The sequence below is a fragment of the Enterobacter sp. FUJ80071 genome, from assembly GCF_038739915.1.
Classification (GTDB): Bacteria; Pseudomonadota; Gammaproteobacteria; order Enterobacterales; family Enterobacteriaceae; genus Enterobacter; species Enterobacter kobei.
In genome coordinates this window covers 1,752,801-1,770,582 of the sequence record NZ_JBBXKH010000001.1, presented here as the reverse complement: position 1 = coordinate 1,770,582, position 17,782 = coordinate 1,752,801, and the positions used below count along the sequence as shown (strand labels likewise).

At 54.3% G+C, this 17,782-nt stretch carries 17 protein-coding genes; 5 read left to right on the top strand and 12 right to left on the bottom strand.

From position 1 onward, the window contains the following. Positions 1-11 precede the first annotated feature (11 nt). Together AAER43_RS08460 and AAER43_RS08455 are read left to right on the top strand one after the other, a co-directional pair. Positions 12-539: a fimbrial protein gene (locus AAER43_RS08460; RefSeq protein WP_023332699.1), complete on the top strand. Its 528-nt coding sequence runs from the start codon at positions 12-14 to the stop codon at positions 537-539. A gap of 6 nt (positions 540-545) precedes the next feature. Beyond that, entirely contained in the window at positions 546-1,067 is a 522-nt protein-coding gene (locus AAER43_RS08455) for a fimbrial protein (protein ID WP_045135023.1), read from the top strand. Positions 1,068-1,128: 61 nt separating this feature from the next. Here the strand turns inward: AAER43_RS08455 and fabF are convergent, their stop codons facing one another. From fabF to yceD, 8 genes are all read right to left on the bottom strand, one after another. After that, positions 1,129-2,370 (bottom strand): beta-ketoacyl-ACP synthase II, encoded by a 1,242-nt coding sequence (gene fabF, locus AAER43_RS08450; RefSeq protein WP_014883379.1) that lies wholly within the window; start codon positions 2,368-2,370, stop codon positions 1,129-1,131. Positions 2,371-2,461: 91 nt separating this feature from the next. Beyond that, positions 2,462-2,698 (bottom strand): acyl carrier protein, encoded by a 237-nt coding sequence (gene acpP / locus AAER43_RS08445; RefSeq protein WP_003857954.1) that lies wholly within the window; start codon positions 2,696-2,698, stop codon positions 2,462-2,464. Between the two features lie 154 nt (positions 2,699-2,852). Further along, on the bottom strand, positions 2,853-3,587 hold the full coding sequence (gene fabG / locus AAER43_RS08440) for a 3-oxoacyl-ACP reductase FabG (RefSeq protein WP_008500795.1): 735 nt from the start codon (positions 3,585-3,587) through the stop codon (positions 2,853-2,855). Positions 3,588-3,599: 12 nt separating this feature from the next. Beyond that, positions 3,600-4,529: an ACP S-malonyltransferase gene (gene fabD, locus AAER43_RS08435; protein WP_014883378.1), complete on the bottom strand. Its 930-nt coding sequence runs from the start codon at positions 4,527-4,529 to the stop codon at positions 3,600-3,602. Between the two features lie 16 nt (positions 4,530-4,545). After that, on the bottom strand, positions 4,546-5,499 hold the full coding sequence (locus tag AAER43_RS08430; RefSeq protein WP_023332696.1) for a beta-ketoacyl-ACP synthase III: 954 nt from the start codon (positions 5,497-5,499) through the stop codon (positions 4,546-4,548). A gap of 6 nt (positions 5,500-5,505) precedes the next feature. Next, the gene (plsX, locus tag AAER43_RS08425; protein WP_069683670.1) at positions 5,506-6,540 is read right to left on the bottom strand and encodes a phosphate acyltransferase PlsX; all 1,035 of its coding nucleotides are present in this window, start codon (positions 6,538-6,540) and stop codon (positions 5,506-5,508) included. Positions 6,541-6,620: 80 nt separating this feature from the next. Further along, complete coding sequence (rpmF, locus tag AAER43_RS08420; RefSeq protein WP_003857964.1) at positions 6,621-6,794, bottom strand: 50S ribosomal protein L32; 174 nt, start codon at positions 6,792-6,794, stop codon at positions 6,621-6,623. Between the two features lie 16 nt (positions 6,795-6,810). Then, positions 6,811-7,332, bottom strand: a complete 522-nt coding sequence (gene yceD, locus AAER43_RS08415) for a 23S rRNA accumulation protein YceD (RefSeq protein WP_014883375.1) — start codon at positions 7,330-7,332, stop codon at positions 6,811-6,813. 140 nt (positions 7,333-7,472) lie between these two features. On the opposite strand from yceD, the gene AAER43_RS08410 reads away from it, so the two are divergent. Further along, complete coding sequence (locus AAER43_RS08410; RefSeq protein ID WP_057057649.1) at positions 7,473-8,057, top strand: nucleoside triphosphate pyrophosphatase; 585 nt, start codon at positions 7,473-7,475, stop codon at positions 8,055-8,057. 79 nt (positions 8,058-8,136) lie between these two features. Here the strand turns inward: AAER43_RS08410 and rluC are convergent, their stop codons facing one another. Beyond that, on the bottom strand, positions 8,137-9,084 hold the full coding sequence (gene rluC, locus AAER43_RS08405; RefSeq protein WP_050862959.1) for a 23S rRNA pseudouridine(955/2504/2580) synthase RluC: 948 nt from the start codon (positions 9,082-9,084) through the stop codon (positions 8,137-8,139). A gap of 572 nt (positions 9,085-9,656) precedes the next feature. Between rluC and rne the strand changes: the two genes are divergently transcribed. Further along, positions 9,657-12,773 (top strand): ribonuclease E, encoded by a 3,117-nt coding sequence (gene rne / locus AAER43_RS08400; protein ID WP_050862958.1) that lies wholly within the window; start codon positions 9,657-9,659, stop codon positions 12,771-12,773. A gap of 40 nt (positions 12,774-12,813) precedes the next feature. Here rne and AAER43_RS08395 read toward each other — a convergent pair whose 3' ends face one another. Further along, complete coding sequence (locus AAER43_RS08395) at positions 12,814-13,752, bottom strand: LysR family transcriptional regulator (RefSeq protein ID WP_057057648.1); 939 nt, start codon at positions 13,750-13,752, stop codon at positions 12,814-12,816. Positions 13,753-13,861: 109 nt separating this feature from the next. Here AAER43_RS08395 and AAER43_RS08390 point away from each other — a divergent pair, with 109 nt between their 5' ends. Then, positions 13,862-15,076, top strand: a complete 1,215-nt coding sequence (locus AAER43_RS08390) for an MFS transporter (protein WP_050862956.1) — start codon at positions 13,862-13,864, stop codon at positions 15,074-15,076. Positions 15,077-15,150: 74 nt separating this feature from the next. Here AAER43_RS08390 and flgL read toward each other — a convergent pair whose 3' ends face one another. Next, positions 15,151-16,104, bottom strand: a complete 954-nt coding sequence (flgL, locus tag AAER43_RS08385) for a flagellar hook-associated protein FlgL (protein ID WP_014883369.1) — start codon at positions 16,102-16,104, stop codon at positions 15,151-15,153. Positions 16,105-16,120: 16 nt separating this feature from the next. Then, positions 16,121-17,761 (bottom strand): flagellar hook-associated protein FlgK, encoded by a 1,641-nt coding sequence (flgK, locus tag AAER43_RS08380; protein WP_050862955.1) that lies wholly within the window; start codon positions 17,759-17,761, stop codon positions 16,121-16,123. Positions 17,762-17,782: the final 21 nt, after the last annotated feature.

Genomic DNA, 17,782 nt, shown 5'->3' with positions numbered 1-17,782 from the left:
AAGGAATGAAAATGAATATCGCGAATGGAAAAAAAATAGCGATTCTGGCAACGCTCTGCGGAGGTCTGTTTTCTGGCGCGTGTTCAGCCAACTCGGTCAATATTGACATTACAGGCACGGTTGTTGCCTCACCCTGTGTGGTCAATGGAGATAGCCCCTCGCTGGCGGTAAAATTAGGTGACAATATACAGGCTGATAGTCTGGCCACTGCCGGAAGTGCAACAAACTGGACTAACTTTACGCTTGCATTAACAAACTGCCCTGCTTCAACGTCCAGCTTTAGCGTTACTTTTGGCGGTACAGCGGATACCGATACTAACTATTATAAAAATACCGGAACGGCCACTAACCTGAAGCTGGAGTTGACCGACGAAACGACTAACACGGCTTACAAGAGTGGCGCCACGTTGCAAAATGTCGCCATCAGCAGCAGTACGCACGCCTATGATTTGAAAATGCGCGCCCGAGCAGTTTCCAACGGCAACGTGATGCCAGGCACCATTATCGGCCAGGCACAGGCCACCTTTACCTATCAGTAATGCAGGATGGGGATGATGATAGAACGGGTAAAATCTACTCTCGCATGCCTGGTGTTTGCACTTTGTAGCTCCGCGCAGGCAACCACTATCGATCTGAGCGGCACGGTCGTGGCGTCTGCCTGTACCGTGGATGCGGGATCCAAAAATCAGACAGTAAGGTTCGATCAAGCACGAGCGGTAAACTTTAGTCGCGTTGGGGCAACCGGAGAATGGCAGGATTTTTCACTCACGCTTTCATCCTGCCCCAGCTCAACGACACGTGTTAAGGCTACCTTGACCGGCGATTCAGACAGTGATGATCAGACAAAATTTGCTAATAGCAGCGGGGATGCAACAGGCATGGCGATGCAGATCATGACCCGCGATCATCTCACCGAGATCTCACCCGCGGGCTCGATTACCGTCGATGTAGACAGAACAACGCACTATGCGCAGTTCCCTCTCGCGGCCCGCCTCTATACCCCTACGGGAACCGTCACGGCAGGCGAATTTAACACCACCGTCCAGTTCACTTTCACCTATCAGTAACGAAAATGTGAACTAAAAAAACGGAGCGCTATGCGCTCCGTTTTTTATGGGCAAGAAACCATTACACGCGTTTGAAAATCAGCGAGCCATTGGTACCGCCGAAGCCGAAGGAGTTACACAGGGTGTACTCCATACCGCTAACCTGACGCGCTTCGTGAGGCACGAAGTCCAGATCGCAACCTTCATCCGGGTTATCCAGGTTGATGGTTGGTGGAACCGCCTGATCGCGCAGCGCAAGGATAGAGTAGATTGACTCTACTGCACCCGCCGCACCCAACAGGTGACCGGTCATGGATTTTGTGGAGCTGACCAGTACGCGGCTGGCAGACTCGCCGAAGATAGACTTAACAGCCTGAGCTTCCGCTTTATCGCCTGCAGGTGTAGAGGTACCGTGCGCGTTAACGTAGCCAATCTGAGCTGGCGTAATGCCCGCATCACGGATCGCGTTTTCCATTGCCAGCGCAGCACCTGCGCCATTCTCCGGAGGAGACGTCATGTGATAAGCATCGCTACTCATACCAAAGCCAACGACTTCAGCATAAATTTTCGCGCCGCGTTTTTTCGCGTGTTCGTACTCTTCCAGCACGAGCATGCCCGCACCGTCACCCAGTACGAAACCGTCACGGTCTTTATCCCACGGACGGCTTGCCGCCTGAGGATTATCGTTACGGGTAGAGAGCGCACGCGCTGCACCAAAACCACCGACACCCAGAGGGGTACTGGCTTTTTCTGCACCACCCGCAACCATAGCATCTGCATCGCCGTACGCAATCATGCGCGCGGCCTGGCCGATGTTATGTACGCCAGACGTACAAGCAGTCGCGATTGAAATGCTTGGACCACGCAGGCCAAACATGATGGTCAGGTGACCCGCCACCATATTAACAATCGTGGACGGAACGAAGAACGGGCTGATTTTACGCGGGCCGCCATTCATCAGGGATGTATGGTTTTCCTCGATCAGGCCAAGACCGCCAATCCCGGAGCCGATAGCGGCACCGATACGGGTTGCGTTCTCTTCCGTAATTTCAAGGCCAGAATCCTGCATGGCCTGAACGCCAGCGACAATTCCATATTGAATGAAGGCATCCATCTTGCGCTGTTCTTTGCGCGAGATGATCTCTTCACAGTTAAAATCCTTTACTAAGCCAGCAAATTTCGTTGCATAGGCGCTAGTATCGAAATGGTCGATTAGGCTGATGCCGCTCTGACCGGCAAGGAGAGCTTTCCAGGTGGACTCTACGGTATTGCCGACAGGAGACAACATGCCAAGTCCGGTCACAACTACACGACGCTTAGACACGTTTGTCCTCCAGGGAGGGATAAAAAAAGAGATTCGTGGGACTAAAAAAGATAAAACTCAGGCGGTCGAATGACCGCCTGGAGATGTTCACTTACGCCTGGTGGCCGTTGATGTAATCAATGGCAGCCTGAACGGTGGTGATCTTCTCAGCTTCTTCGTCCGGAATCTCAGTATCAAACTCTTCTTCCAGAGCCATTACCAGCTCAACGGTGTCAAGAGAATCTGCGCCCAGGTCTTCAACGAAGGAAGCGGAGTTCACAACTTCTTCCTGCTTAACGCCCAGCTGTTCGCCGATAATTTTCTTAACGCGTTCTTCGATAGTGCTCATACTCTTAAATTTCCTATCAAAACTCGCTTTCGCGATGGTTTTCGTAGTGTATAAAATGTTGAAAAATTTGCAACTAAATCCCGGCAGGTCTTACCACGATTTTACGTTATTTTGAGGCCATTTGCCCTAATAACGCAAATATTTTCGATCGTGATTAAACCATGTACATCCCGCCGTTGACGTGGAGGGTTTCACCAGTGATGTAACCCGCTTCGTCAGAGGCTAAAAATGCAACCGCACTGGCGATTTCTTTAGGGTCGCCAAGACGACCCGCCGGAACTGCCGCCAGTGTACCCGCACGCTGCTCATCGGTCAGCGCACGCGTCATGTCCGTTTCAATAAAGCCCGGAGCAACAACGTTTACAGTAATCCCGCGGGACGCGACTTCACGCGCCAGCGACTTACTGAAACCAATCAGACCCGCTTTCGCCGCAGCGTAGTTAGCCTGACCAGCATTTCCCATGGTACCAACCACAGAACCAACAGTGATAATACGACCATGACGCTTTTTCATCATAGCGCGCATTACCGCTTTTGACAGACGGAATACAGATGACAGGTTGGTTTCGATAATATCGTTCCACTCATCATCTTTCATTCGCATCAGAAGGTTGTCGCGAGTGATCCCGGCATTGTTTACCAGAATATCCACTTCGCCAAACTCTGCACGAATATTTTCCAGAACAGATTCGATAGATGCAGGTTCGGTCACATTCAGTACCAGACCTTTACCGTTTGCCCCCAGATATTCGCTGATGGCCTGAGCGCCATTCTCGCTGGTTGCTGTACCAATCACTTTCGCGCCGCGCGCAACCAGTGTTTCAGCAATTGCGCGCCCGATACCACGGCTTGCGCCAGTGACCAGGGCAATTTTTCCTTCAAAACTCATGGTATTCCTCTTTTATTGCGAGAGTGCCGCTGACATCGCTTCCGGCTCGTTAATCGCGGACGCTGTCAGGGTGTCAACAATACGTTTTGTCAGACCGGTGAGGACCTTGCCTGGGCCGACTTCATACAGTTGCTCAACGCCCTGAGCGGCCATAAACTCAACGGTTTTGGTCCACTGTACCGGGCTGTAGAGCTGGCGAACCAGCGCGTCGCGGATGGCTTCCGGCGCGGTTTCGCATTTCACATCGACGTTGTTCACGACGGAAATCGTCGGTGCGTTAAAGGTGATTTTTTCCAGCTCAACCGCCAGTTTCTCGGCAGCGGGCTTCATCAATGCACAGTGAGACGGCACGCTCACCGGCAGCGGCAGTGCACGTTTCGCGCCTGCAGCTTTACAGGCAGCACCGGCACGTTCAACCGCTTCTTTATGACCGGCGATAACAACCTGGCCTGGCGAGTTGAAGTTAACCGGAGAAACCACCTGACCTTCAGCAGACTCTTCACACGCTTTTGCAATCGCGGCATCATCCAGGCCGATAATGGCAGACATGCCACCCGTGCCTTCCGGCACCGCTTCCTGCATGAATTTACCGCGCAGTTCTACCAGACGCACCGCGTCAGCAAACGCGATCACACCGGCGCAGACCAGCGCAGAGTATTCTCCCAGGCTATGACCCGCGAGCAGCGCGGGGGCTTTACCACCCTGCTGCTGCCAGACGCGCCACAGTGCAACGGAGGCGGTCAGCAATGCTGGCTGGGTCTGCCAGGTTTTGTTCAGCTCTTCGGCCGGACCCTGTTGAGTCAGCGCCCACAGATCATAACCCAGCGCGTCAGAAGCTTCACGAAAAGTCTCTTCAATGACCGGGTAGTTTGCTGCCATTTCAGACAACATCCCAACGGTTTGAGAACCCTGGCCCGGGAACACGAAAGCAAATTGCGTCATTTTTTTATTCCTTATCCTAGAAACGAACCAGCGCGGAACCCCAGGTGAACCCGCCACCGAAGGCTTCAAGCAAGACCAACTGGCCCCGTTTGATTCGTCCGTCGCGTACCGCTTCATCAAATGCGCACGGTACTGACGCCGCAGAGGTGTTGCCGTGACGGTCCAGCGTCACCACAACGTTATCCATCGACATGCCCAGCTTTTTAGCGGTCGCGCTGATGATACGCAGGTTCGCCTGATGCGGTACCAGCCAGTCGAGTGCGGTACGTTCAAGGTTGTTCGCTTCCAGCGTCTCATCGACAATGTGCGCAAGCTCAGTCACCGCCACCTTGAACACCTCATTACCCGCCATGGTCAGGTAAATAGCGTTATCCGGATTAACGCGATCGGCGTTAGGCAGCGTTAACAGTTCACCGTAGCGACCATCGGCATGCAAATGCGTAGAGATGATACCCGGCTCTTCGGACTGCCCCAGCAGCACCGCGCCTGCACCATCACCAAAAATAATGATCGTCCCGCGATCGGTTGGATCGCAGGTACGCGCCAGTACGTCAGCACCGATCACCAGCGCATATTTGACGGAACCCGATTTAACATACTGATCGGCAATGCTCAGCGCATAGGTAAAGCCTGCACACGCGGCGGCAACGTCAAACGCCGGGCAGCCTTTAATACCGAGCATGTTTTGCACCTGGCACGCTGCGCTAGGGAAAGCATGCGTGGCAGACGTCGTAGCGACCACGATCAAGCCAATCTGTTCTTTATCAATGCCCGCCATTTCGATAGCACGCTGTGCGGCTTCGTAACCCATGGTGGACACGGTTTCGTCTGGCGCGGCGATACGACGTTCACGGATACCTGTGCGCGTGACAATCCACTCGTCAGACGTATCTACCATTTTTTCCAGATCGGCGTTGGTACGCACTTGTTTTGGCAGGTAGCTGCCGGTACCTAAAATCTTCGTATACATGTACGCTCAGTCACTTTTAGCTAATACAGATTCCAGGCGAGCGGCAATCCGCTGAGGGACTTGTCGCTGCACCGCCTGCACTGCCTGTTCAATGGCGACAGAAAATGCTCGCTGATTGGCGGCTCCGTGACTCTTAATCACAATGCCGCGCAATCCTAACAGACAGGCGCCATTATACTGGTCGGGGTTGAGGTGACTGAATCGCCGCGTCAGGCTTTTTTGTAACCAACGCTTCAATAAAATTAGCCACCAGGCACTTTTTTTGCCCTCTCCCTGAGATTTCAGCAGAGAAAGGAACATGCGCACGACCCCTTCCATGGTCTTCAACGTGACGTTCCCGGTGAAGCCATCGCACACCAGAACGTCCGTTTTCCCCGTCAGCAACTCATTGGCTTCGAGATAACCAATATAGTTGATGGAGGGAACCTGTTTGAGCATTTCAGCAGCTTCGCGAATGCTGTCCAGGCCTTTGGTCTCTTCTTCACCAATATTTAATAACGCCACGCGGGGATTCTTAATCCCGACCACGTCTTCTGCCAGCACCGATCCCATCACGGCGAACTGAGCCAGCATGGTACTATCACAATCCACGTTAGCACCGAGATCCAGCACCACCGTTTTGCCCTTTTGTTGATGCGGTAATACCGTCACCAGCGCCGGGCGCTCAATACCCTCAATCGGCTTGAGCAATAATTTCGACAGCCCCATCAGCGCGCCGGTATTTCCCGCACTGACGCAAGCCTGCGCTCGCCCTTCTTTCACCAGCTCCAGCGCGATCCGCATTGAGCTCCCACGGCTGTTGCGAATCGCCTGCGAAGGCCGGGCATCACTGGTAATAACTGACTGCGCAGGAATAATCTGCAGACGTGAACGTTGTTCAAAGTCAGCTTTTGCAAGTAATGGCGTGATTGTGTCGGGATTGCCGACTAAAAGAAGTGTGAGTTGCGAATTAGAATTCAGTGCCTGCAATGCTGCAGGCACTGTCACGGAAGGGCCAAAATCTCCCCCCATGACATCTAACGCCAGGGTTAGACGTGTCAAGGTATCGTCGCAGCCTGGTTCGGTAACTTCCCCGTTTGCACGGGGAAATCCTCACTAAGCCTAATCACGCTGACGCGTGATTACTTAGTGATAACCTTGCGGCCGCGGTAGAAACCGTCAGCGGTGATGTGGTGACGCAGGTGTTTCTCACCAGAAGTCTTGTCTACAGACAGGCTGGTAACTGCAGTCAGCGCGTCATGGGAACGACGCATGCCACGTTTGGAACGGGTTGGTTTATTCTGTTGTACGGCCATGGACCTTACTCCTCAATTACTTACGCTTTAAGCTGGCTAATACGGCAAATGGGTTTGGTTTTTGCGCTTCATCAGGCAATTCCCCAAAGACCATGTCCGCCTCGGACACTTCACAGTGTTCAGAATCATGCACCGGAACCACTGGCAAGGTGAGGATGATTTCATCTTCAACCAGAGCCAGAAGATCGATTTCACCGAATTCGTTTACCTCAATCGGCTCATACGCTTCCGGGAGTGCTTCAGCCTGTTCGTCAGAACGAACCGGACTAAAACAATACGTTGTGTGAACATGCTGTACAAACGGTTTCCCGCAACGCTGACACTCGAGGGTTACCGTCACCTTTGCATCACCGGTTAAAACGGCGAGACGCTGGTTGTCGATAGCGAACGACATGGAGCATTCTACATCACTGTCCACACTGACTACGGATTCGGCAATACGCTCAGCCTGATCGGAAGTATAAATACCTTCGTAATCGAGGCGTTTTTGAGCCGTACGAACCGGATCAAGAGTCAGGGGTAATTTTACCTTTTGCATAGGGCGCGCATATTAACTTTGTAACGTCATAGAGTCAAAGAAAAAGGCAACCAGAGCTGCCTTTTGCCAATTATTCGCACACATTGCGGCCTGTAGTTTAAAATGGCTGGCATCGATACGCTATATCTGGTGATAAAAATATGCCAAATCTCGTCCTTGCTTCCACTTCTCCTTACCGCCGAATGTTGCTGGAAAAGCTAGGGATCCCGTTTGAATGTGCCGCACCGGATGTTGATGAAACGCCACAGCCTGGTGAATCACCACGACATCTGGTGAGCCGTCTCGCTAAGGAGAAGGCGCAGTCGCTCGCAGCGCGCTATCCTTCACACTTGATTATAGGCTCCGATCAGGTTTGTGTGCTGGACGGAGAAACAACAGGTAAACCGCACACTGAAGAGAACGCGTTCAAACAGCTTATGCAGGCGCGTGGCAACATTGTGACCTTTTATACGGGTCTGGCGCTCTATAACTCCGCCTCTGGTCATCTGCAAACGGAGTGTGAGCCTTTTGACGTGCACTTTCGCCATCTCAGCGAGCAGGAGATCATGGATTATGTACGCCGGGAGCGTCCGCTGAACTGTGCGGGAAGTTTTAAAAGTGAAGGGTTGGGGATTGCGCTATTCGACAAGCTGGACGGACGCGATCCGAATACGCTGGTGGGGTTACCGTTGATAGCGCTGTGCCAGATGTTACGCAGAGAAGCGTGTAATCCGCTGACCCTGTGACGTTTGCCCAGCGGCGCTTCGCTTGCATGGGCCTACAGGTTTCGTAGGCCGGGTAAGCGCAGCGCCACCCGGCACATAATCAGCCGCGCAAAACCTTCAGGCAGCGTTTCAACTGCTCATCCAGCGGCGCTTCAATACGAATGACTTCCCCGGTATTCGGATGGGTAAACTTCAGCGCAGCCGCATGCAGGAACAGACGAGACAAGCCGGTTCCCGCTAGCTGCTTATCAAATTCGCGATCGCCATAGCGGTCATCAAACGCAATCGGATGGCCCGCAAACTGCGTATGCACGCGAATCTGATGGGTACGCCCCGTCACCGGGCTGCAGCGTACCAGCGTGGCAAACTCATAGCGCTCTTCAACTTTAAAGCGCGTCTCAGACGGTTTCCCTTCCTGGTTTACGCGAACGATGCGCTCACCGCTTTGCAGAATGTTCTTCAGCAACGGCGCCTGCACCACTTTCACATGGGACTGCCACTGACCGCGCACCAGCGCGAGATAATCTTTCTGCATGCCTTTCTCACGCAGTTGCTCATGCAGGGAACGCAGCGCGGAACGCTTTTTCGCCACCAGCAGCACGCCGGAGGTATCGCGGTCAAGACGGTGAACCAGCTCGAGGAAACGGGCTTCCGGACGCAGAGCGCGTAACCCTTCAATCACGCCGAAGCTCAGGCCACTACCGCCGTGGACTGCGGTCCCTGACGGCTTGTTCAGCACCAGAATGTGGTCGTCTTCATACAGGATCACATCACTCAGAGCCGCCACTTTCTGTAATTTAGGTGAAACGGTCTCTTCTTCACGCTCGGCAACGCGCACCGGCGGAATGCGCACTTCATCACCCGCCTCGAGTTTGTACTCGGGCTTCACGCGTTTTTTGTTAACCCGCACCTCGCCCTTACGCAGGATGCGGTAAATCATGCTCTTTGGCACCCCTTTCAGTTGGGTACGCAAAAAGTTGTCGATACGTTGCCCCGCGTCATCATCCGCGATAGCAACCATTTTTACGGCTGGAATCTCTGTTTTCATGGTTGGCGATTCTAAATATCGTCAGCCATTAGCGCCACTCATTTTTCTATGCTTATATTTACTTTTGTCCGGCCTGCACCCCGTTTCACGCAATCGATTTGGTGGTTATTAAACCAATCACCGTTTTGAAGTGAAGAAACTGTGAGTAACCGGGTGATAATTGGTAAAAGTCATCTTGCTATAACCCGGCGAGCAGTGGAATAATGAAGCCGTTTTCCGTGTTAAATCCTGGTTACGTAAGGATGTTGACGGAATGACCAATTTTGCCTGACCGATCATCCACGCAGCAATGGCGTAAGACGTATTGATCTTTCAGGCAGTTAGCGGGCTGCGGGTTGCAGTACTTCCCGGTATAAGGATTGTTCTCTGGAGAGTTCTACCCAGGCAATTCCCCTGATAATTGCGCTGTGTTTCCGTATGAAATACAGGCAACCGACACTCTGCGCCTCTTAAGCGAGCGACAACCGTGAGGTTGGCGACGTGAACAGACACGAGGCCATCGGTTCATACCCCGGAAAGCGTCACCTTGCCCGCAGCTTTGTCGTCAATGTAAGAATAACGAGTAAGTTACGATGAAAAGAATGTTAATCAACGCAACTCAGCAAGAAGAGTTGCGTGTCGCCCTTGTGGATGGGCAGCGCCTGTACGATCTGGATATCGAAAGTCCTGGACACGAACAGAAAAAAGCGAACATTTACAAAGGTAAAATCACCCGCATTGAACCCAGCCTTGAAGCTGCATTTGTTGATTACGGTGCTGAGCGTCATGGTTTCCTCCCTCTGAAAGAAATCGCCCGCGAATATTTCCCTGCCAACTACAACGCCCATGGCCGCCCAAACATCAAAGATGTTCTGCGTGAAGGTCAGGAAGTTATCGTCCAGATTGATAAAGAAGAGCGTGGCAACAAAGGTGCCGCACTGACGACCTTTATTAGCCTGGCAGGGAGCTATCTGGTGCTGATGCCAAACAACCCGCGTGCGGGTGGCATCTCTCGCCGTATCGAAGGTGATGACCGTACCGAGCTGAAAGAAGCGCTGGCAAGCCTTGAGCTGCCGGATGGCATGGGGCTTATCGTGCGTACCGCAGGCGTGGGCAAATCTGCCGAAGCGCTGCAGTGGGACTTAAGCTTCCGTCTGAAGCACTGGGAAGCTATCCAGAAAGCTGCAGAAAGCCGCCCTGCTCCGTTCCTGATCCACCAGGAAAGCAACGTTATCGTGCGTGCCTTCCGTGACTACCTGCGTCAGGACATCGGTGAAATCCTGATCGACAACCCAAAAGTGCTTGAACTGGCTCGCCAGCACATCGCCGCACTGGGTCGTCCGGATTTCACCAGCAAAATCAAACTGTACACCGGCGAAATCCCGCTGTTCAGCCACTATCAGATTGAATCCCAGATTGAGTCCGCCTTCCAGCGTGAAGTGCGCCTGCCCTCTGGCGGTTCTATCGTAATCGATACAACAGAAGCGCTGACCGCAATCGACATCAACTCCGCACGTGCCACACGCGGCGGTGACATCGAAGAGACCGCCTTCAACACCAACCTTGAAGCCGCAGATGAAATCGCCCGCCAGCTCCGCCTGCGCGACCTGGGTGGTCTGATTGTTATCGACTTCATCGACATGACGCCGGTCCGCCACCAGCGTGCGGTCGAGAACCGCCTGCGTGAAGCGGTACGTCAGGATCGTGCACGTATCCAGATTAGCCATATCTCGCGCTTCGGCCTGCTGGAGATGTCCCGCCAGCGCCTGAGCCCGTCGCTGGGTGAATCCAGCCATCACGTCTGCCCGCGTTGCTCCGGCACCGGTACCGTACGTGATAACGAATCTCTCTCCCTCTCTATCCTGCGTCTGATTGAAGAAGAAGCGCTGAAAGAGAACACCAAAGAGGTTCACGCCATTGTCCCTGTGCCAATTGCCTCCTACCTGCTGAACGAAAAACGTGCTGCGGTGAGTGCTATCGAAGCACGTCAGGGCGGCGTTCGCTGCATCATCGTGCCAAACGACCAGATGGAAACCCCGCACTACCACGTGCTGCGTGTCCGTAAAGGTGAAGAGACCAGCACGCTCAGCTATCTGCTGCCGAAACTGCACGAAGAAGAGATGGCGCTGCCTTCCGATGAGGAACCCGCCGAGCGCAAACTGCCAGAGCAGCCTGCGTTAGCCACTTTCATCATGCCAGAAGCACCGCCAGAAGCGGCCCTGGAAAAACCGGTCACTAAACCTGTCGTGCAGAAACCAGAAGCCGCTGCACCGAAAGCCCAGCCGGCGCAACCGGGTCTGCTGAGCCGCTTCTTCGGCGCGCTGAAAAAGATGTTTGCGGGTGAAGAAGTCCAGCCAGAGCAGCCGAAAGAAGAACCAAAAGCGGCTAAACCTGAGCGTCAGCAGGATCGTCGTAAACGTCAGAACAACCGCCGCGATCGTAATGACCGCAACGACCGTAACGATCGTAACGACCGTCGTGACAACCGTTCAGACAACAGCGAAGGCCGCGAGCAACGCGAAGACAACCGTCGCAACCGTCGCGAGAAACAACAGCAGAACGTTGAAGATCGTGAAATTCGCCAGCAGGCGGGCGATGAGTCTGAGAAGGGCAAACAGCGTGACGACCAGCAGCCACGTCGCGAACGTAGCCGTCGTCGTAACGACGAGAAACGTCAGGCGCAGCAGGAAGTCAAAAATCTGAACCGCGAAGAGCCTGTAGAGCAGCAGGACAGCGAGCAGGAAGAACGTACTCAGGTTATGCCACGTCGTAAGCAGCGCCAGCTGACGCAGAAAGTGCGCATTGGTGCTCCTCAGGCAGAAGAAACCGCAGCTGTAGTGGCTGAAGTACCGGAAGCCGCAACGGGTACGCAGATTGCAAAAGTTGATCTGCCAGCCGTTGTGGAAAATCACGTTGAGCAGGATGAGAATGGGGAAAACCGTGACAACGCAGGCATGCCGCGCCGTTCACGTCGTTCTCCGCGTCATCTGCGCGTCAGCGGCCAGCGTCGTCGTCGTTACCGTGACGAGCGTTACCCGACTCAGTCTCCAATGCCGTTGACCGTCGCGTGCGCGTCACCTGAAATGGCATCCGGCAAAGTCTGGATCCGTTACCCGGTTGCTCGCCCGGAGCAGGCTGTTGAAGAACAGGCTGTGACCGAAGAGGTGATTGCACCTGTCGCCGCGGTTGAAGAGGTCGTGACTGAAGCCGCAACCGTGGTTGAGCCTCAGGCTGTTGAAACAGCAGAACCTCAGGCTGTAGAAGTCGAAACCACGCACCCTGAAGTGATTGCCGCGCCGGTTGAAGCCGCTCCACAGCTGATTGCTGAAGAAGATGTCGTGGTCGCTAAGGACGTCGCTGAAGAGGCTGAACCTGTAGCCGCAGTGGAAAAGACCGCTGAAGCCATCGTCGAAACCACCGCTGAAGACGTTGTTCAGGACGTTGAGATTCAGGTTGAACCGGTTGTCGAAGACGTGAAAGCGCCTGAAGTGGAGCCAGAGCCGGTTAAGATTGTCGCCGCGCCTGCGCCAGTTCACGTTGCAACAGCGCCGATGACACGTGCTCCGGCACCGGATTATGTGCCTGAAGCACCGCGTCACAGCGACTGGGTTCGCCCGGAATTCAACTTCGAAGGTAAAGGTGCAGCCGGTGGTCACAGTGCTACGCACAAGGCTACTGCACCAGCCACCCGTCCGCAGTCTGTTGAATAACGGACGCTAGCGCTGAAAGCCGACCTTCGGGTCGGCTTTTTTATGGCTGCTGCACGGGCTTTCTCATTCCCGTTACCTCCGGCATGACCTGCCGCATCAACTCCAGAAAACGCCGCAAACGCGCAGGATAATAACGAGACCAGGGATAAACCAGATGCACCGGTAATGCCGCCGGTTGCCACTCTGGCAGCACATGCACCAGCCGCCCTTCCCGAATATCGTCATGTACCGTCCAGCTTGACACTACCGCCACACCCAGCCCGGTGAGTGCCGTTTTACGTGCAACATACAGGCTGTCAGTGCTGAGGCGCGGAGTAATGTCAATTCGCGCGGTGGCTGACGAAGCATCATGAAAAAGCTCTACATGACGCTGGTAGAAAGAGTTAATGGCAATCCACGGAAACGGTTGCAAATCCTCAGGCGTGTTAACCGCCGGGAAACGGGCCAGTAATGCCGGAGATGCCACCACCGAGCGCGGCACTTCCGCCAGCAGCACGGATACGGTCGCCGGATCGACTTCTGCCCCCACCCGAATAGCACAATCAAGGTTGTCACCGAGAAAATCAGCCGACCGATCGTTGAGCAACCACTCAATGGAAAGCTGCGGATAACGCTGCAAAAACTCGGTTAACGGTTGCAGGAGTTGATCCTGACCAAACGCGTGCGGTGCACGCACCCTCAGCACACCTACCGGTTCATCTTCCGTATGCCCCACCTCATCTTCCAGTGCCAGCCAGCTGTCAATCACCCGACGAGCGTGCTGATAGCAGCGTTCACCGTCATCCGTCAGCCGTGTCGTATGGGTGGTGCGCAACATCAGGCGTACGCCCAGCATCGTCTCAAGCGATTGCAGCCGTCGACTCACCGTGGCCTGGGTTGTTGCCAGCTGGCGTGCCGCAGCAGAGAGTGAACCAGCCTCAACAATACGGACAAACGTTCGCATTAACTCCACCCTGTCTATACGCTCAACTCTTTTCATTGCCTTTCCACTTATACGCTCAACGTATAAGCGTTTTACCACCGGGCCCGCTACCGTCGCAAGGCGTCCTGGTAAAAAATAGCCGTACACCATGAATGAGGAATGTCTTATGAACACAACCACTGCCGCCCATGCCGTAAGCCGCTGGGTCATTTTAATGCTGGCACTCGGGGCTGGCTTTAGCGTGGCATCTATCTATTATGCCCAGCCTCTGCTGCCCCTGATGGGCGCAGACCTTCACCTGAGTATCGAAGGAATGGGCATGGTCCCGACTCTCACCCAGGCCGGCTATGCCTTAGGGATCCTGTTCCTGTTACCGCTCGGCGACCGCCACGACCGCAGGACGTTAATACTGATAAAAAGTGCTGCGCTGGCGCTGTTTCTTCTGGGCTGTAGTCTGACCGGACAGATCCACTCCCTGCTGCTGACGAGTCTGCTCATCGGCATGGCCGCCACCATGGCGCAGGATATTGTCCCGGCAGCGGCTATTCTTGCGCCGGAAGGTAAACAGGGGAAAACCGTGGGTACGGTGATGACCGGTCTGCTGCTGGGGATTTTGCTCTCCCGAACCGTCAGCGGTGTCGTGGGCGAAGCGTTCGGCTGGCGCGTGATGTATCAGCTGGCTGCGGCAAGCATCGCATTTATCGGCGTGGTGATGTGGGCGGTACTTCCTCGTTTTGCCATTCACTCCACGCTGAGCTATCCCGCGCTTATGCACTCAATGGCGCATTTGTGGCGTCGTTACCCCGCTCTGCGCCGTGCGGCGCTGGCTCAGGGTTTTCTGTCGATTGCCTTTAGTGCCTTCTGGTCTACGCTGGCGGTCATGCTGCTGGAACGCTATCACCTCGGGAGTGCAGTCGCGGGTGGTTTTGGTATCGCCGGTGCGGCCGGTGCGTTAGCCGCGCCGCTGGCGGGTGGTCTGGCAGACAAACTGGGTGCCGGGAAAGTCACGCAGCTCGGTGCAATCCTCGTGACCATCTCGTTTGCCCTGATGTTCCTGATGCCCGCGCTGGGGATGCACGGACAGCTGGTTCTGATTGCCCTCTCTGCCGTCGGGTTCGATCTGGGTCTGCAGTCCAGCCTGGTTGCACACCAGAATCTGGTCTATAGCCTTGAACCGCAGGCGCGCGGTCGTCTTAACGCCCTGCTCTTTACCGTGATCTTTATCGGCATGGCATTGGGCTCCGCATTAGGCAGCAATATTTATACGCTGGCGGGCTGGACGGGCGTGGTCGCTCTGGCAACGGTATGCGGCATCATTGCGCTGGCAATCCGTCTGGTTGAAAGCGCCCGCCTCGCCTCAGCGCCGGCGGAAATGGCATAAAAAAATGCCCAATCCAGACAGATTGGGCAGCAAAACATGCCCAGTTTCAAGACATGTTCTAAGAGGTCAAGATGTTATTTGTTCAGCTGGAACAGAGACATGCCCTGCATATCGCTAAACGCTTTATACGAGGCCTGCAAGGCCGCCTGCTGCATGGTGTAGGATGAAATTACCGAGTTCCAGTCCACGTCAACCAGGTCACTCATCTGTTGGGTCTGGCCCAGAGCACGGTCTTCACCCAGAGAATCCAGCTTCCCTAGCTCATCCAGCTTAATGCCGAGATCGGCGCGCACGGTCAGAACGTTGTTGAGAGAGTTGCTCAGGCCACGGTTGGCTTTATCAATAGCCGCAGTAAACGCCTCGGCTTTCGTTTCGTCATCACCAATCGGCGTATTCAGCGCCCCGATAGCGGTGTCGAGGATCTTGAACAAATTCGTTTCCTGCGTACTCCCCGCCGGCTCTGGTTTCGCATTGCTGGTGAAGCTGTCGAAAACTTCTGCGCCCGTATGGCTTATTTGCATCGTGCGCGCGGAGTCAACCTGCTGGCTGATTGGCGTCCCGCCGCCCTTATAGTCACCCGTAGTCTGGTCAAAAGCCGCCGCTTCGGTTTTGTATCCTGAAAAGATATAGCGACCGTTACCGTCCGTGCTGTTAGCCAGGTTCATTAGCTGATCGCGAATACCTTGCAGGTTCGTTGCCAGCGAAGCGCGGTCATCATCACTTAACGTGCCGTTGCCCGCATTGACAATCTTTTCCTGAGCAGCCTGGATAGCGGTTGTCACTTGCGATAACACGTTCTCTTCCAGCGAAACTTTTGTCGTAGCGAAGGAGCGCGCCAGCGCATACTGGCTGTTTTGTGTTTGAGCCTGAGAGAGCACAACGGCCTGCGAGGCGGCAATCGGGTCGTCAGAAGGACGGTTGACACGCTTACCCGTAGACATCTGCTCGCCGTAGCTTAGCCAGAGGCTTTGGGAGTTCGTCACGCCGCGCATGCTTTGCTCATACATCATTTGAGTACTAATACGCATTTTTTATGCCTCAGCCTTAGCGGATATTGATCAATGCATCAAACAGCGTACTCGCCGTTTGAAGCACCTGCGCATTCGCCAGATAGTACTGCTGATAGCGCTGGAGGTTGCCATACTCTTCATCCAGGTTAACCCCGGAGATTGACTGCTGTTGTTTGGTAAGCTGCGTCACCACGTTAACTTTGGTTTCACTGCTGGTTTTCAGCGACGCCGTGGTGCTACCCACCGTACTGACCAGTGAGGCATAAGCATCGTTAAAGGTTTTATTCCCGCCCACCAGCCTGGCGCTCTGCAAATCCAGGAGCTTTTGGCCATTGGTATTGTCGCTTGCTCCGCTTCCATTCGCTGAAGCCATCGCCAGTTTGGACTCGTCGCTGATCGTAACGTCCATATTGATGATAACGTCATTCACCGGTTTGACGATGAAACTGTCTTTAGTATTGGCTGAGCCACTAATATTGACGTTGAGACCATCAAACGACAGATTACCACTGGTATCAGGCTGGGCCGTGAAGCTGGTGTTGTCTGAAAGACGCGTGATTGTCCAGTCAGTACCGTTGTACTCAACTTTATAGTTTGTCGCCGGGACCTTAGTACTGTCCGTCATCGTGGCCGTAACAGACGCACTTCCGGTATTTTTGCCATTACTCAGTACCGCCGGAGATCCAAAGTCGAACAGTTTTCCGCCTGGGTCCCCGTTTGCATCAAAGCCAGCCTGATGCTGGGTATTCATGGCATCAGCAAACGCCAGCGCCATCTGGTTAAGCGTATTTCGCGCCTGATCCAGATCCTGAGAACGAAACGTTAACAGCCCCCCAAGCGACCCCGTGGTGATCTGTTTTTCCTTGATCTCCACGCTACCCGCTACGGCATCCACATAAGCAATGGTTGTACGCGCAGGATCCGCGCTGGATTTCACCGCCGCCAGCTGGCTTGCGTTGCTGCCCTGTACCAGGCTGTAGCCGTTGGCGATAGAGATGTTGTAGGTGCCACTGTCCTGTATGGTGACGTCAACACCGACAATCTTATTCAGTTCACTCACCAGCTGATCGCGCTGGTCGAGCAGTTCGTTAGGCGATGCACCCGCGCCAACACCGGTAAGACGGGAAATCTGATCGTTCAGATTGGCAATCTGCTTCGCATAGTTATTGATCTGATCGACGCTGGTAGAAATCGCCGTATTAACCTGTGAATCCTGGTCACGGAGATACTGATCGTTCGTTTTGAACTGATTCACCAGACCGTCCGCTTTACCCAGCACCGTTTGACGTGCAGCCGGGTCTTCGGCGTTGCTCACCAGCGTTTGCAGACTCTTGAAGAAATCCTGCAGGGTGGTCGAAAGCGAGTTCGTGGTATCGGAGAGCACATCGTCAATTTTTGACATCTGCTGATAGCGCGTCGTCAGGCCGCTGCTCTGGGTCTGCGCGGCGCGCAGCTGGTTGGTGATGAAAGCGTCATACTCACGCTGGACACCGGAGACATACACCCCGTTACCCACCCAGCCACCGCCGGTCAGCGTGCTGTTAGAGGCACCCAGTACCGTGGTCTGGCGGGTGTAACCTGCCACGTTATAGCTTGAAATATTATTACTGACGGTATTGAGTGCCGACTGCGCGGCACTGAGGCCACTCATGGCGCTGTTAATCAAACTGGACATGGGGGTTCCTTTTATACGTTC

Coding starts and splice junctions, on each gene's coding strand:
- AAER43_RS08460 (WP_023332699.1), top strand. CDS start 12: ATGAATATCGCGAATGGAAAAAAAATAGCGATTCTGGCAACGCTCTGC.
- AAER43_RS08455 (WP_045135023.1), top strand. CDS start 546: ATGGGGATGATGATAGAACGGGTAAAATCTACTCTCGCATGCCTGGTG.
- acpP (WP_003857954.1), bottom strand. CDS start 2,698: ATGAGCACTATCGAAGAACGCGTTAAGAAAATTATCGGCGAACAGCTG.
- fabG (WP_008500795.1), bottom strand. CDS start 3,587: ATGAGTTTTGAAGGAAAAATTGCCCTGGTCACTGGCGCAAGCCGTGGT.
- fabD (WP_014883378.1), bottom strand. CDS start 4,529: ATGACGCAATTTGCTTTCGTGTTCCCGGGCCAGGGTTCTCAAACCGTT.
- AAER43_RS08430 (WP_023332696.1), bottom strand. CDS start 5,499: ATGTATACGAAGATTTTAGGTACCGGCAGCTACCTGCCAAAACAAGTG.
- rpmF (WP_003857964.1), bottom strand. CDS start 6,794: ATGGCCGTACAACAGAATAAACCAACCCGTTCCAAACGTGGCATGCGT.
- yceD (WP_014883375.1), bottom strand. CDS start 7,332: ATGCAAAAGGTAAAATTACCCCTGACTCTTGATCCGGTTCGTACGGCT.
- AAER43_RS08410 (WP_057057649.1), top strand. CDS start 7,473: ATGCCAAATCTCGTCCTTGCTTCCACTTCTCCTTACCGCCGAATGTTG.
- rluC (WP_050862959.1), bottom strand. CDS start 9,084: ATGAAAACAGAGATTCCAGCCGTAAAAATGGTTGCTATCGCGGATGAT.
- rne (WP_050862958.1), top strand. CDS start 9,657: ATGAAAAGAATGTTAATCAACGCAACTCAGCAAGAAGAGTTGCGTGTC.
- AAER43_RS08395 (WP_057057648.1), bottom strand. CDS start 13,752: ATGAAAAGAGTTGAGCGTATAGACAGGGTGGAGTTAATGCGAACGTTT.
- AAER43_RS08390 (WP_050862956.1), top strand. CDS start 13,862: ATGAACACAACCACTGCCGCCCATGCCGTAAGCCGCTGGGTCATTTTA.
- flgL (WP_014883369.1), bottom strand. CDS start 16,104: ATGCGTATTAGTACTCAAATGATGTATGAGCAAAGCATGCGCGGCGTG.
- flgK (WP_050862955.1), bottom strand. CDS start 17,761: ATGTCCAGTTTGATTAACAGCGCCATGAGTGGCCTCAGTGCCGCGCAG.